Consider the following 13,939-nt stretch of genomic DNA (forward strand, 5'->3'; position numbering starts at 1 on the left):
TAGACATGACAAACCACAAAGTATTTGTTGCAAAAGGTGCTGGCGGATGGGGAAAAGGATTAGAGCTTGAACCAACCGGTAAAAGAAGAAAGGTCGTTTCCATTACAGGAGGAGGCATTCACCCAGTTGCACGTAAAATTGCAGAAATGACAGGGACAGAAGCATGTGATGGTTTTAAAAATTCTATACCAGAAGATGAAATGATGTGTGTTGTCATTGACTGCGGAGGAACAGCGCGAATCGGACTTTATCCAATGAAACGCATTCCAACTGTCGATGTGCTGGCATCCTCTCCTTCTGGACCGCTTGCAAAACACATTACAGAGGATATCTTCGTATCAGGTGTCACAGAAAAAGATATTTCCTTTGCGGAAGCATCTGATAGTGAAGGGACTGTAGAAGGTCAAGAAAGCAGCGGCCCAATTGACAAAGAGAATTTCAAAGAAACCTATTCAAAACTGAAAGAGGAAAATATCGAACGTCAAGAAAAAGGGAATTTCCTCATGAGATTCTCAAGAGGAATCGGGAAAGTAACCGGCACATTCTATCAAGCTGGTCGTGATTCAGTTGATATGCTCCTTAAAAACATTATTCCATTCATGGCCTTTGTCAGTATGTTAATTGGAATTATCAATTATACAAAAATCGGTGATCTGATTGCCCATTTCCTTTCACCTTTGGCAGGATCTTTATGGGGGCTCTTACTGCTCGTTGTTGTCTGTACCTTACCGTTCCTATCGCCTGTCTTAGGACCTGGGGCAGTCATTGCACAAGTCATCGGTGTTCTCATTGGTAGTCAAATTGCACTAGGGAATATTCCGCCTCAATTTGCTCTTCCAGCACTGTTTGCGATCAACGGTCAAGTAGGGTGTGACTTTATCCCGGTGGGGCTATCACTTGGTGAAGCGAAGCCGGAAACGGTACAATATGGGGTACCAGCAGTTTTGTATAGCCGTCTCATTACAGGCGTTCTATCTGTTGTGATCGCATACGTTGCCAGCTTCGGTATGTATTAAACGTATTAAAGGAGGAATCGAGATACATGGTAACACAATCTGTCGTAAAAGAAATTGGGATCTTAGTCCCGCAGTTTAAAGAAGATAAGCTGATTGTTTTATTTGGACCAGCAGCGCCGCAGGAATTAAGAGATATGTCTGTCATTCATGAGTTTGAACACTTAGAAGAAGAGCCGCTGAAATTAGGCGGAACGATTCAAGTGGGCGACCAAACTTATACCATTACTGCTTTAGGCAATAAAGCAAATGACAACTTTAAGGAACTCGGCCATATTTCGATCTACTTCCAAGAGCCGTTTGATGATGTATTACCGGGAGCTGTCTTTGCATCCCCGCATACGTTTCCTGACATTAAAGAGGGCGTACGAATTGAAATTTCGTAACCATGCAAAAAAGCTGTTCCTTAATAGGGAGCAGCTTTTTTGCGTTAGGTTTACTGATTGAAACATTTGCGATATGCTGTAGACGTTATTATTTGTTTATTCAGAATTTTTATTCAGGGGGAAAAGATCGTGTCGCTTGACTTGAAGGATGTTTCTTTAAAACGAAATGGAAAATGGCTGCTTCGTTCTATTGACTGGCAGGTGAAAAACCAGGAACACTGGGTGCTTTATGGATTGAATGGTGCGGGAAAAACCGCTTTATTAAATATGCTTTGCTCATATTATTTTCCAACGTCAGGTGAGATGACGGTGTTAGGTCATGTGTTTGGCAAGGAAGCGCTTGGTGAAAAACTAAGGAAGAAAATTGGTCTCATCTCTGCTGGTCTTGAAAAGAAGCTGCACAGAGATGACAATGCATTTGAAATTGTTTTGAGCGGGGCATTTGCTTCCATCGGACTTTATGAAACACCGACAGATGAGATAAGAGAGAAGGCAATTGATTTATTAAAAACATTTGGCTCATTTCAATATGCCAATCGCACGTATGAAACCCTGTCGCAAGGGGAGAAACAAAAAGTGCTGATCGCAAGAGCTTTAATGAATGATCCGAAGCTTCTGATCTTAGATGAACCTGTGACAGGTCTTGATTTTTTAGCAAGAGAACAAGTTCTGGAGACGATCTCATTGATTGCATCAAAACCAGATGCGCCCACATTGCTCTATACAACCCACCACGCAGAAGAGATTCTCCCGATTTTTCAGCACACCTTATTATTAAAAGAAGGTACTGTTTTTCATAAAGGGGAGACAAAGCAGATGATGACAAGTGACTTGCTTTCTTCCTTTTTTGAATGTCCAGTCGAAGTCATGTGGCAAAACGGCCGTCCTCACTTAAGTAAATTGTAGATAAGAGAAACTATTGGTCTGCTTCCCTGCTTTTCCATCATACATATTATAGTAGAAAACGAAAGGCGGGGAAGGACAGATGATCAGTATTTCTGAATTCCAAATCAAAGATGTCGTCGATGTGTCCAGCGGAAAAAAATTAGGTACCATTGGAGACATCGATATTAATGTCACGAGCGGTAAAATACAAGCGATTATCATAGGCGGTACAGGTAAAATGATGGGATTTTTCGGAAAAGAAGAGGAAATGATTGTCCCGTGGCGAAATATAGTAAAAATTGGCGAAGATGTGATACTTGTCCGATTGTCTTCTTAATTCGTGTAAACTCCTCAATCAATAGATCAAATTTTCCTTGAAACAAGCTCTCCATTCTCAGCAATCAATGTCTTTTTCGGGTAAAAAGATTACGTTTTCATATCAATTTGAAAAAAAACCTGTAGAAAGGGCACATTTGAGTGTAATATTTAATGAATCCCACTAACTGTCTTTGCACGTCTTGTGGTAAAATAGGAGCGATATTAGGAGCGATATAAAGAGAGATGAATGAAAGGTGGGAGGCAGCTTTGATAGACAAATATGACCCCTTTCAGCAGAAATCACCTTATGCAATGCTGATCCATGATTGGACGAACATGACATGTTCTGGAAAAGAGATATTGGCCGGTTTTACGACAAAAAATGGCGGCTTTAGTCTTTCTCCATATCAATCAATGAACACTGGACTCCATGTAGGAGATGATGCTTCTAGTGTCCAAATGAATCGTCAAGTCATTGCAGATGCTACTGCTGTGCCGCTCTCTAATTGGGTGTTTGCTGACCAAACACACGAGGATCGCATCATGAAAGTCACAAAGGAACAAAAGGGAAGAGGAAGTCTTCAGTATGATGAGGCGCTCTCTAGAACAGATGGTTTATACACCTCTGAACCAAACATCATGCTCGCTCTTTGTTTCGCTGACTGTGTTCCGCTTTATTTTCTAGCGCCGCAATCTGGGCTGATTGGAACGGCTCATGCCGGCTGGAAAGGAACCGTCAAACAAATTGGCGCCAACATGGTTCATGCATGGGTTCGCCAAGAAGGCGCTGATGCCGATCATATACAAGTCGTCATTGGACCATCCATTGGCAGCTGCTGCTACATAGTAGATGATGTTGTCATAGATCAAGTGAAACAGCTTCCTTTTTCAACAGAGGATGTGTATTCCGAGATGTCACAAGGACAATACAAAATTGACTTAAAAACACTAAACAAAAACGTATTACTTCATGCAGGATTAAAAGAAGAAAACATACATGTCAGTTCGATGTGCACAAGTTGCAATGAGCAGCATTTCTTCTCACATCGGCGTGATCAAGGGAAAACAGGACGTATGATGTCTTTTGTCGGGTTTAAGGAGGCATAACTGCAATTGAATGTACGAGAGAATCTCAGACAAATAAATGAACAAATCAACGAAGCATGTAAAAGAGCAGGTAGACATCCAGACGATGTATCGGTTGTCGCTGTCACAAAATATGTCTCGATTGAACGAGCATTAGAAGCAAAGGATGCCGGAATTTTGCACCTTGGTGAAAATCGTGACCAAGGGTTACTTGAAAAACAGGCAGCTATAACCGATGAAAACATTAGCTGGCACTTCATCGGCAGTTTACAGACGCGAAAAGTGAAATCTGTCATTCAGACCATTGACTACTTACATTCGCTAGACAGAATGTCCCTTGCGAATGAAATTGAAAAAAGAGCGGATCACACGGTTCGCTGTTTTGTACAGGTGAACACATCACTTGAGGAGTCAAAACACGGCTTACAAAGCGAAGACGTGATTCCATTTGTCAAACAGCTCGCTGATTTCAAACATATTGAAATTGCTGGACTCATGACGATGGCTCCATTTACAGATGATCATACTGTGATACGAAACTGTTTTAAAACATTAAAAAGCCTTCAACAAGAGGTAAAAAAACTGAACCAAGTAAATGCACCTTGTCAGCATTTATCGATGGGCATGTCAAACGATTTTGAAATCGCAATTGAAGAAGGTGCGACATTTGTTCGGATTGGCTCTTCACTTGTTGGAAATGAAACAGGAGGTGCGTGACATGAGCATAAAAAATAAGTTTAAAAGCTTCTTCACACTCGATGATGAAGAGTATGAGTACGAATATATTGATGAAGAAAGAGAACCAGTACAAGAAGAAAAAAACACAAAAGATAAAGCAGCATTTCAAGAGCGTCCTCAGGCAGGAAAACAAAATGTCGTCAGCTTGCAAAGCGTGCAAAAATCCTCTAAAGTGGTGTTAAGTGAGCCACGTGTTTATGCAGAGGCTCAAGAGATTGCAGATCATATTAAAAATCGGCGTGCAGTCGTCGTCAATTTGCAGCGCATTCAGCACGATCAAGCAAAGCGAATCATCGACTTCTTAAGCGGAACGGTTTATGCAATCGGTGGAGACATTCAGCGTATTGGCTCGAATATATTCCTCTGCACACCTGATAATGTGGATGTATCTGGCACAATATCAGAGCTATTGACAGAGGAAGAACCTCAGAGGTGGTAAATCATAATTATTCTAAATTTCATTTTTAATATTTTGGGTACGGTCTTAACGATTTACTCATTCGCGATCATTATTTACATCTTTATGTCATGGGTGCCATCTGCAAGAGAAACATCGATTGGCCGCTTCTTGACAAACATTTGCGAACCGTATTTAGAACCATTCCGTAAAATTATTCCGCCAATTGGCATGATTGACATCTCGCCGATTGTGGCATTGCTTGTAATTCGTTTCGCATCATCGTATGGACTAACTGGTCTTTATAATATGATTGTACGATTCATGTAAACAGGCTGCCGGGCTTGGCATCTGCCAGGCTCTTTTACATAAAAGGGGAACAAAATGAGCGATATTTATCAACATTTTAGAAAAGACGAACAGCCATTTGTCGACCAAGTATTAGGCTGGAAAAACATCGCACTCGATCAATATCGAATGAAATTAACAGACTTTCTTGATCCGCGTGAGCAGTTCATTACCCAGTCCGTGATTCAGCATTCTGATGAACTGGGTCTCATGTTTTTTGGCGGGTATGAGGAAGCAGAGCGGAAAAGGGCTTTGATCTATCCTGACTATTTAGCACCGACCATACAGGATTTTGAACTGACTTATTTTCAGGTGAACTATGCGAAAAAGTTTATTTCGATAGAACACCCCAACCTTCTCGGTTCGCTCATTGGGACAGGCCTGAAGCGTCAAAAATTCGGTGATTTGTTGTTTTCAGAGGACAACGTGCAATTTATTTGTACAAGCGATGTTGCCGATTTTGTTCGGGCTCAGCTGACGCATGTCGGCAGAGCATCTGTTTCATTAGAGGAAATCAGCAAGACAGATCTTCAGCCAGTCATCAGCAAAACCGATATCAAAGAAGATACGATTTCTTCACTGCGGCTTGACGCTGTATGTGCTGCTGTCAGCCGTCAGTCTCGGCAAAAAGCACAGCTTTTGGTCAAAAATGGTCTTGTCAAAGTAAACTGGAAAGTCACTGAAGACCCTTCCTTTACAATTGGTGAAGGTGATCAGCTCTCTGTCAGGGGATTTGGCCGCTTTAGCTTAAAAACAATTGATGGGAAGACGAAAAAAGATAAATTCAAAGTAACATTTGAGCTTCTGACATAACGAATTTGAATCTGGAGGTGGCAAAATTGCCATTAACACCTAATGATATTCATAATAAAACGTTCACAAAAAGTTTTCGCGGCTATGACGAAGATGAAGTAAATGAGTTTTTAAGCCAAGTACGTAAAGATTACGAGATCGTACTTCGCAAAAAGAACGAGCTTGAAGACAAAGTCAACGAGCTTGATGAAAGACTAGGCCATTTTGCAACAATTGAAGAAACATTAAACAAATCCATTCTTGTGGCGCAAGAAGCAGCAGAAGACGTGAAGCGTCATTCTGATAAAGAAGCGAAATTGATCATTCGTGAAGCTGAGAAAAATGCAGACCGTATTATCAACGAAGCGTTATCAAAATCAAGAAAGATTGCAATGGAAATCGAAGAGCTCAAGAAACAGTCGAAAGTCTTTAGAACTCGTTTCCAAATGCTCATCGAAGCTCAGCTTGATCTTCTGAAAAATGATGATTGGGATCATTTGCTGGAATATGAAGTTGACGCTGTCTTTGACGAAAAAGAATAAGCGCATCACCTTGACATGACGTGCTCATGTTGCATATAATACCATCATAAATTAACAAGAGATAAACGTTTGAAAGGGACACTCGCAGCGGTTACATGCGTAATAAAGCGAATCAGGGACGGTGGAAGCCTGACATTACGAAACGCTGCAATGAGATCACCCCTTTAGTTCCTTTTCTGAAATGAATGAGTAAGAAAAGGCGTCAGATCACGTTACGATTTTAGAGTGGATAAGCGGCAATTTCAAAGCGCTTGTCTAAAAGGGTGGTACCGCGAGACAAGCCTTCTCGTCCCTTATGGGATGAGAGGGCTTTTTTTATTGTTTTTTAATACGAATTTGCATGTGGAGGAATAGGTATGAACTACAAAGACACCTTATTAATGCCAAAAACAGAATTCCCGATGAGAGGGAACTTGCCGAACAAAGAGCCTGAAATCCAAGAGGAATGGGCAGAAAAAGACATCTATCAAATGGTTTTAGAACGGACAAAAGGACGCCCAACCTTTATTTTGCATGATGGACCTCCATATGCGAATGGTGACATTCATATGGGGCACGCACTCAATAAAATCCTCAAAGATTTTATTGTCCGTTTTAAATCAATGAATGGATTCCATGCACCGTACGTACCGGGCTGGGATACACATGGCTTACCGATTGAAACAGCCCTTACGAAAAATAAAAAAGTCAAACGCAAAGAAATGTCGACAGCAGAATTCCGTAAACTATGTGAGGAGTATGCTTGGAAACAAATCGAAGGTCAGCGCAATCAGTTTAAACGTTTGGGCGTAAGAGCAGACTGGGACAATCCATATGTGACATTGAAGCCTGAATACGAAGCGCAGCAAATCCTTGTATTTGGTGAAATGGCGAAAAGAGGCTATATTTACAAAGGTCTTAAGCCTGTTAACTGGTCTCCATCAAGTGAATCAGCACTTGCTGAAGCAGAAATTGAATACAAGGACAAACGTTCACCATCGATTTACGTATCATTTAAAGTGAAAGATGGCAAAGGCGTACTTGAAAACGGCGAACAGTTCATCATCTGGACAACAACACCTTGGACACTTCCTGCAAACCTTGGCATTTGTGTTCATCCAAACCTAGAGTACAGCGTGCTTCAAGTGGGTGCTGAGCGATATGTCATCGCATCTGAGCTAGTTGAACAAGTGGCAAAAACACTTGGCTTTGAAGAGTACGAAGTTGTGAAAACGTTAAAAGGTAAAGAATTAGATAAGGTCGTTGCAGCACATCCAATTTACGATAGAGATTCTCTTGTGATGCTTGGCGATCACGTCACAACAGATGCAGGAACAGGCTGTGTTCACACAGCGCCAGGTCACGGGGAAGATGACTTTATCGTAAGTATGAAGTACGGTCTTGATGTGTTATGTCCAGTAGATGAAAAAGGTGTGATGACAGAAGAAGCACCTGGTTTTGAAGGACTATTCTACGAGGATGCCAATAAAGCCATCACAGAACAGCTTGAAGCAAAAGGCGCATTAAAAAAACTCGACTTTATCACGCACTCCTATCCGCATGACTGGAGAACGAAAAAACCAACAATTTATCGTGCAACTGCTCAGTGGTTTGCTTCCATTAAAGATTTCAGAGAAGCGCTATTAGATAATATTAAAGAAACGAAATGGGTTCCAGCTTGGGGCGAAACGCGCCTGTTCAATATGGTGCGTGACAGAGGTGACTGGTGCATTTCAAGACAGCGTGTATGGGGCGTTCCAATCCCAGTCTTCTATGCTGAAAATGGTGAGCCAATCATCACAGATGAAACGATTCAGCACGTTTCTCAATTATTTAGAGAACATGGCTCAAATATTTGGTTTGAAAAAGAAGCAAAAGAATTATTGCCTGAAGGCTTTACACATCCAGGCAGCCCGAACGGTGAATTTACAAAAGAGCAAGATATCATGGATGTATGGTTTGATTCTGGTTCTTCTCACCAAGCGGTATTAGAAGAACGAGATGACCTTGTTCGTCCGGCAGACCTTTACCTTGAAGGTTCTGATCAATATCGCGGCTGGTTTAACTCATCTTTATCTACAGCAGTTGCTGTCACAGGAAAGGCGCCATATAAAGGTGTTCTCAGCCATGGCTTTACGCTTGATAAAGAAGGACGCAAAATGAGTAAATCATTAGGCAATACGATCGATCCGACGAAAGTGGCGAAGCAGCTTGGTGCGGAGATTCTTAGACTTTGGGTATCTTCTGTCAACTATCAAGCCGATCATCCAGTGTCTGACGACATTTTAAAACAAGTCGCAGAAGTTTATCGTAAAATCCGTAACACGTTCCGCTTCTTGCATGGTAACCTGTTTGACTTTGATCCAGCAGTCAATGCAGTACCAGTCGAAGAGCTTCGCGAAGTGGATCAATATATCTTAATCAAATTAAACAAATTAATTGATAAAGTGAAAAAAGCTTATGATGATTACGAATTTGCGGTTGTCTATCATGCCATCCACAACTTCTGTACGATCGAGCTTAGCTCTTTCTATCTCGATTTTGCAAAAGATGTGGTATACATTGAGCATGCGGATCATCCAGACCGCCGCAGCATGCAAACGGTCTTCTATGAAACATTAATGGCGTTAGTGAAGCTGACAGCACCAATTCTTCCGCATACAGCAGATGAACTATGGAGCCACTTAAGCTTTGTTGAAGAGCCAAGTGTTCAGTTAACAGATATGCCAGAAGGTGTAGCTGTTCCTCAAGCAGAAGCGACAGAAGTGAAGTTTGACCGCTTTATGGAAGTACGTGACGATGTGCTAAAAGCGCTGGAAATTGCGCGTAATGAGAAAGTCATCGGACGTTCACTTGAAGCAAGTGTGACCCTTTATGCAACAGAGGAAGTGAAAAATCTTCTTGCATCCATTAAAGAAGATGTGAAGCAGCTCTTCATCATTTCTGAATTAACAGTAGAAGATGAGAAACATGCAGACGCATCAGCGCCTGAATACACATCAGGACGTATTGTTGTTCAAAAAGCAGAAGGCGAACTGTGCGAACGCTCCCGCATTATTTCAAAAGATGTTGGCGCAAATCCAAAATACCCAACATTGTCGCTCAAAAATGCTGAAATCGTGGAGAAATATTACCAGAATTAACAGCGTGATATCACCAACTAGCGCCCCGCATATAGCGGGGCGTTTTTGATATAGAGAAAATGACAGCGTTTAGAACGAAAGGAAAAATCTTATGGCTTTAAAGTGAACAGGCGGGGCAACAATATGATTATCACGACAGGGCAGGAGTTGAATCAGCGACATGAATGGCGATCTAGAGACGATTTACATGGAACTCCTTCAAATGAGAGAAGAACTGCAATCGAAACTGTTTGAATATGCATCATTGCGTTCACCCGCTGAACATGTCACTTTCGATCAAGCAAAAACGACCACGCTTCTTTATCACATCAAAGAAGAACTGCAAGATGTTTCGCTCGCGATTGCAAAAATTGAACAAGGAACTTATGGCATATGTGAGGCGACTGGGCATACAATGCCCATTGAACAAATGAGTATTCTTCCGACTGCTCGTACGACTGACGACTTTTTATATCATAAGCAATACGAGAAAAAAGCATTCACCCCTTATCCTTATGAATCAAACGATTCTCATTTTGAAGCCTTCCACATGTAGGGAGGTTTTTGTCTGTCAACTAAAGTTTCTTTACTCCATCCTGTTTTCTTGATAAAATGCTTAAAGACCAAAGTATGAAGATGGAGGAACGTGTGTGTTCTATTACATAATCGCATTCGTGATAATTTGTTTAGATCAATTAACAAAATGGCTCATTGTCAAACATATGATGCTCGGTGATTCTATTCCTGTGATTGATGGCTTCTTTTACATCACATCCCACCGAAATTCAGGAGCCGCATGGGGGATTCTCCAAGGACAAATGTGGTTTTTCTATGTGATCACACTCGTTGTTATTGCAGGAATTGTTTATTATTTGCAAAAACATGGACAAAAGGACAAGCTACTTGGCGTAGCGCTTGCCTTAATGCTTGGCGGAGCGATTGGAAACTTTATTGACCGTATTTTCCGTCAAGAAGTGGTTGATTTTGCTCATTTCGTATTTGGGGATTATCATTATCCAATCTTTAATATCGCAGATTCCTCTCTATGTGTGGGGGTCATTCTGCTCTTTATTCAAATGCTGTTAGATGGAAAGAAAAATAAGGAGTCAACTACATGAATCAAGTAAACATTGCCGTTTCAGAAGAACAAACGAGTGAACGGCTTGATAAATTTTTAAGCACAACTGAACCAGAATGGTCAAGAACTCAAGTCCAGCAGTGGGTGAAAGATGGGCTCATCGAAGTAAATGGAAAACAAGTGAAGGCCAATTATAAAGTACAAGCTGGAGATCAAATCAAAGTAGAGATTCCAGATCCAGAAGCACTAGATGTAGAAGCGGAATCAATGGATCTTGATATTTATTATGAGGATGAAGATGTACTAGTGGTCAATAAGCCAAGAGGAATGGTCGTTCATCCAGCACCAGGACATGTGACAGGTACTCTTGTCAATGGCCTCATGGCTCATTGCAATGATTTGTCAGGCATTAATGGTGTCATGCGCCCTGGAATTGTCCACCGAATTGATAAAGATACGTCAGGGCTTTTAATGGTCGCAAAAAATGATATGGCGCATGAATCACTCGTCAATCAGCTGGTGGCGAAAACGGTCACTAGAAAATACACAGCCGTTGTTCATGGCATCATTCAGCATGATACTGGAACGATTGATGCACCAATTGGTCGAGACAAAAAAGATCGCCAAAGCATGACGGTCACAAAAGAAAATGCAAAGCAGGCAGTCACTCATTTTGATGTGATGGAGCGCTTTAAAGACTTTACCGTTGTAGAATGCCGCCTTGAAACAGGAAGAACCCACCAAATTCGTGTTCATATGAAATACATTGGCTATCCGCTTGCAGGAGATCCAAAATATGGCCCGAGAAAAACGGTTGATTTCAATGGACAACTGCTACATGCAGGCGTGTTAGGATTTGATCACCCTAGAACAGGAGAATATATGGAGTTTACAGCTCCAATTCCAGCTGATATGAGAGGCTTTATCGATTCATTAAGAAATAACGATTGACAGACCGTTCTTTTTTTGAAATAATAAACGAAGAAATTGAGATTCTTTAAAACAGTCCAGAGAGGCTGAGAAGGATAACGGATCAATTTGTGCACGAGTATGCACAAATGAGCGCCCCTCTCTGCCCTTTGCAGAAGGGGCTTTTTATTTGTCAAAAAGAGGTGTAAAAGATGGAACAAAAAGCAGTCATTCTTGATGAACAAGCGATAAGACGAGCGCTTACCCGTATTGCACATGAAATGATTGAGCGCAACAAAGGGATGAAGGATGTCATCCTAGCCGGGATCAAGACAAGAGGTATTCATCTTGCAAAGCGCCTTGCAGAGCGCATCGAGCAAATTGAAGGAAACCCAGTGACTGTGGGTGAACTTGATATTACGCTATACCGTGATGACCTGACAAAAAAGACAGAGAACCAAGACCCGCTTGTCAAGGGTGCAGACATCCCAGCTGACATTAATGACAAAACACTCATTGTCGTTGATGATGTGCTGTTCACAGGTAGAACGGTGAGAGCAGCTATGGATGCGCTTGTGGATGTAGGAAGACCATCTTCCATTCAGCTGGCTGTTCTAGTCGACCGGGGACACCGGGAGCTGCCGATTCGGGCAGATTATATCGGGAAAAACATCCCGACATCAAAAGCAGAGACAGTCATGGTTCAGCTCAATGAAGTAGATCAAAACGACCTTGTCGCTATATATGAAAAATAACCTTTTTAAATGCATTCCAGAGAGTTTGCAAAGAGGGCAATAACAGAGACACCGAGCACACGACTAAAGTGACGTGTACGGTTTTTCTAGGCCTCTTTGCGCATACTCGCAAAGAGGCTTTTTTAATGAAAAAGGACACATCTAGGAGGAAAATCATGAGTCAGCAAAAAGCCAATTTAGGCATTCGAGATATCCCAAAACCGTTCACATGGCTTTCACTCAGCCTGCAGCACTTGTTTGCCATGTTTGGTGCAACCATTCTTGTACCAAAGATCATTGATATGAGCCCAGCCGTTGCGCTCATCTCAAGCGGGGTTGGAACCATTGTGTACTTAATCATCACAAGAGGGCAAATTCCGGCGTATCTTGGATCGTCCTTTGCCTTTATCGCCCCTATCTTGAATGTAAAAGCCACCGGCGGCCCTGGAGCCGCAATGGTAGGTGCCTTTATGGCGGGTGTGGCATATGCACTCATCGCATTATTTATCAAATGGCTCGGCACAGGCTGGCTAATGAAGCTTCTGCCGCCTGTCGTTGTAGGACCCGTCATTATGGTCATCGGACTCGGACTCGCTGGAACAGCTGTTAACATGGCGATGTACGTGGATCCGAATGCAAAGGAGCTTGTTTACAGCCTGAAGCACTTAATGGTTGCAGGCTTCACACTCGCTGTCACCATTATTAGTATGATTTTCCTAAGAGGATTCCTTAGCTTGATTCCAGTCTTAATCGGCATTATCAGCGGCTACCTTTTTGCTTTAACACAAGGCATTGTGAACTTCCAGCCGGTCATTGACGCAAAATGGTTTGCTGTACCAGACTTTGTTGTGCCATTTGTCGACTATACACCTTCTGTGACCTTAAGCATTCTCACAGTGATGGTGCCGGTTGCCTTTGTGACGATGTCTGAGCACATCGGCCATCAAGTCGTGTTAAGCAAAGTTGTTGGACAAGATTTTATTAAAAAACCAGGTCTTCATCGCTCCATTTTAGGAGACAGTGCAGCGACGATCTTTGCATCACTCATTGGCGGACCTCCAACAACGACTTATGGAGAGAACATTGGCGTCCTTGCGATCACAAGAGTGTTCAGTATCTTCGTCATCGGCGGAGCAGCGGTGTTTGCGATCTGCTTCGGCTTTGTTGGGAAAATTTCAGCATTAATCAGTACAGTACCGTCCGCGGTTATGGGGGGCGTTTCGTTCCTGCTCTTTGGAATCATAGCCTCAAGCGGACTGCGAATCCTGATTGATCATAAAGTGAACTTTGAAGAAAAGCGCAATCTCATTATCGCATCAGTCATCTTAGTCATTGGAATTGGCGGGGCATTCATTGAGGTGAAACAAATCAATCTGACGCTGTCAGGAATGGCACTCGCTGCCATTACTGGCGTCCTGTTAAACCTGATTCTGCCGCATCAGAAGGCAGAAGATGATGAGTCAAATGAATCGAATACCGAAAACCTTTTAAAAGAAGTCCAGTGAGGCTGACAAGGGTTCTAAACGGAGCAGAACGTGCGAAAGCACCCCTGCTTCTTTTGGAGAACCCTAAGCTGCCTAGGCTTAGGGTTTTTTTGAACCTGAAAGTGATG

General features: G+C 42.2%; 16 protein-coding genes. All 16 read left to right on the forward strand.

Going from position 1 to position 13,939, the window contains the following annotated elements; all coding sequences use genetic code 11:
- Positions 1-5 precede the first annotated feature (5 nt).
- Positions 6-1,016 carry a PTS glucitol/sorbitol transporter subunit IIB gene (locus V7L95_RS14275; RefSeq protein WP_008344962.1) on the forward strand — a complete coding sequence of 337 codons (1,011 nt, stop codon included), beginning with the start codon at positions 6-8 and terminating at the stop codon, positions 1,014-1,016.
- A 26-nt stretch (positions 1,017-1,042) separates the two neighbouring features.
- On the forward strand, positions 1,043-1,399 hold the full coding sequence (locus tag V7L95_RS14280; protein ID WP_007499733.1) for a PTS glucitol/sorbitol transporter subunit IIA: 357 nt from the start codon (positions 1,043-1,045) through the stop codon (positions 1,397-1,399).
- 129 nt (positions 1,400-1,528) lie between these two features.
- A complete protein-coding gene (locus tag V7L95_RS14285; RefSeq protein WP_019743283.1) occupies positions 1,529-2,305 on the forward strand; it encodes an ABC transporter ATP-binding protein in 777 nt (258 codons plus the stop codon).
- A 79-nt stretch (positions 2,306-2,384) separates the two neighbouring features.
- Positions 2,385-2,621: a YlmC/YmxH family sporulation protein gene (locus V7L95_RS14290; RefSeq protein WP_008344958.1), complete on the forward strand. Its 237-nt coding sequence runs from the start codon at positions 2,385-2,387 to the stop codon at positions 2,619-2,621.
- Between the two features lie 224 nt (positions 2,622-2,845).
- Positions 2,846-3,709, forward strand: coding sequence for a peptidoglycan editing factor PgeF (gene pgeF, locus V7L95_RS14295; protein WP_136944394.1), 864 nt, complete (start codon positions 2,846-2,848; stop codon positions 3,707-3,709).
- Between the two features lie 6 nt (positions 3,710-3,715).
- Positions 3,716-4,405, forward strand: a complete 690-nt coding sequence (locus V7L95_RS14300; protein ID WP_235673232.1) for a YggS family pyridoxal phosphate-dependent enzyme — start codon at positions 3,716-3,718, stop codon at positions 4,403-4,405.
- 1 nt (position 4,406) lies between these two features.
- Positions 4,407-4,865 (forward strand): cell division protein SepF, encoded by a 459-nt coding sequence (gene sepF, locus V7L95_RS14305; RefSeq protein ID WP_268389734.1) that lies wholly within the window; start codon positions 4,407-4,409, stop codon positions 4,863-4,865.
- Between the two features lie 6 nt (positions 4,866-4,871).
- Positions 4,872-5,153: a YggT family protein gene (locus V7L95_RS14310; protein ID WP_060596198.1), complete on the forward strand. Its 282-nt coding sequence runs from the start codon at positions 4,872-4,874 to the stop codon at positions 5,151-5,153.
- Between the two features lie 54 nt (positions 5,154-5,207).
- Complete coding sequence (locus tag V7L95_RS14315; protein WP_340966940.1) at positions 5,208-5,984, forward strand: RNA-binding protein; 777 nt, start codon at positions 5,208-5,210, stop codon at positions 5,982-5,984.
- A 26-nt stretch (positions 5,985-6,010) separates the two neighbouring features.
- Positions 6,011-6,505 carry a DivIVA domain-containing protein gene (locus tag V7L95_RS14320; protein WP_008344947.1) on the forward strand — a complete coding sequence of 165 codons (495 nt, stop codon included), beginning with the start codon at positions 6,011-6,013 and terminating at the stop codon, positions 6,503-6,505.
- A gap of 356 nt (positions 6,506-6,861) precedes the next feature.
- On the forward strand, positions 6,862-9,627 hold the full coding sequence (gene ileS / locus V7L95_RS14325) for an isoleucine--tRNA ligase (protein WP_008344945.1): 2,766 nt from the start codon (positions 6,862-6,864) through the stop codon (positions 9,625-9,627).
- Positions 9,628-9,787: 160 nt separating this feature from the next.
- The gene (locus tag V7L95_RS14330) at positions 9,788-10,162 is read left to right on the forward strand and encodes a hypothetical protein (RefSeq protein ID WP_008344944.1); all 375 of its coding nucleotides are present in this window, start codon (positions 9,788-9,790) and stop codon (positions 10,160-10,162) included.
- A gap of 94 nt (positions 10,163-10,256) precedes the next feature.
- Entirely contained in the window at positions 10,257-10,724 is a 468-nt protein-coding gene (lspA, locus tag V7L95_RS14335; RefSeq protein WP_008344942.1) for a signal peptidase II, read from the forward strand.
- Positions 10,721-11,635, forward strand: a complete 915-nt coding sequence (locus V7L95_RS14340) for an RluA family pseudouridine synthase (RefSeq protein WP_007499719.1) — start codon at positions 10,721-10,723, stop codon at positions 11,633-11,635. The genes lspA and V7L95_RS14340 overlap by 4 nt, the downstream gene beginning before the upstream one ends.
- A gap of 170 nt (positions 11,636-11,805) precedes the next feature.
- Positions 11,806-12,348 carry a bifunctional pyr operon transcriptional regulator/uracil phosphoribosyltransferase PyrR gene (pyrR, locus tag V7L95_RS14345; RefSeq protein WP_007499718.1) on the forward strand — a complete coding sequence of 181 codons (543 nt, stop codon included), beginning with the start codon at positions 11,806-11,808 and terminating at the stop codon, positions 12,346-12,348.
- A 155-nt stretch (positions 12,349-12,503) separates the two neighbouring features.
- Positions 12,504-13,832 carry a solute carrier family 23 protein gene (locus V7L95_RS14350; RefSeq protein ID WP_265785764.1) on the forward strand — a complete coding sequence of 443 codons (1,329 nt, stop codon included), beginning with the start codon at positions 12,504-12,506 and terminating at the stop codon, positions 13,830-13,832.
- The last annotated feature ends 107 nt before the right edge of the window (positions 13,833-13,939 follow it).

It is taken from the genome of Bacillus sp. PPSBB_11 (assembly GCF_038023285.1).
Taxonomy (GTDB): Bacteria; Bacillota; Bacilli; order Bacillales; family Bacillaceae; genus Bacillus; species Bacillus altitudinis.

What these genes read in the sequence shown, in the direction of transcription:
- V7L95_RS14280 (WP_007499733.1), top strand. Translation starts at nt 1,043, where the DNA reads ATGGTAACACAATCTGTCGTAAAAGAAATTGGGATCTTAGTCCCGCAG.
- V7L95_RS14290 (WP_008344958.1), top strand. Translation starts at nt 2,385, where the DNA reads ATGATCAGTATTTCTGAATTCCAAATCAAAGATGTCGTCGATGTGTCC.
- pgeF (WP_136944394.1), top strand. Translation starts at nt 2,846, where the DNA reads ATGAATGAAAGGTGGGAGGCAGCTTTGATAGACAAATATGACCCCTTT.
- V7L95_RS14315 (WP_340966940.1), top strand. Translation starts at nt 5,208, where the DNA reads ATGAGCGATATTTATCAACATTTTAGAAAAGACGAACAGCCATTTGTC.
- V7L95_RS14340 (WP_007499719.1), top strand. Translation starts at nt 10,721, where the DNA reads ATGAATCAAGTAAACATTGCCGTTTCAGAAGAACAAACGAGTGAACGG.
- V7L95_RS14350 (WP_265785764.1), top strand. Translation starts at nt 12,504, where the DNA reads ATGAGTCAGCAAAAAGCCAATTTAGGCATTCGAGATATCCCAAAACCG.
- V7L95_RS14330 (WP_008344944.1), top strand. Translation starts at nt 9,788, where the DNA reads ATGAATGGCGATCTAGAGACGATTTACATGGAACTCCTTCAAATGAGA.
- sepF (WP_268389734.1), top strand. Translation starts at nt 4,407, where the DNA reads ATGAGCATAAAAAATAAGTTTAAAAGCTTCTTCACACTCGATGATGAA.
- pyrR (WP_007499718.1), top strand. Translation starts at nt 11,806, where the DNA reads ATGGAACAAAAAGCAGTCATTCTTGATGAACAAGCGATAAGACGAGCG.
- ileS (WP_008344945.1), top strand. Translation starts at nt 6,862, where the DNA reads ATGAACTACAAAGACACCTTATTAATGCCAAAAACAGAATTCCCGATG.
- V7L95_RS14275 (WP_008344962.1), top strand. Translation starts at nt 6, where the DNA reads ATGACAAACCACAAAGTATTTGTTGCAAAAGGTGCTGGCGGATGGGGA.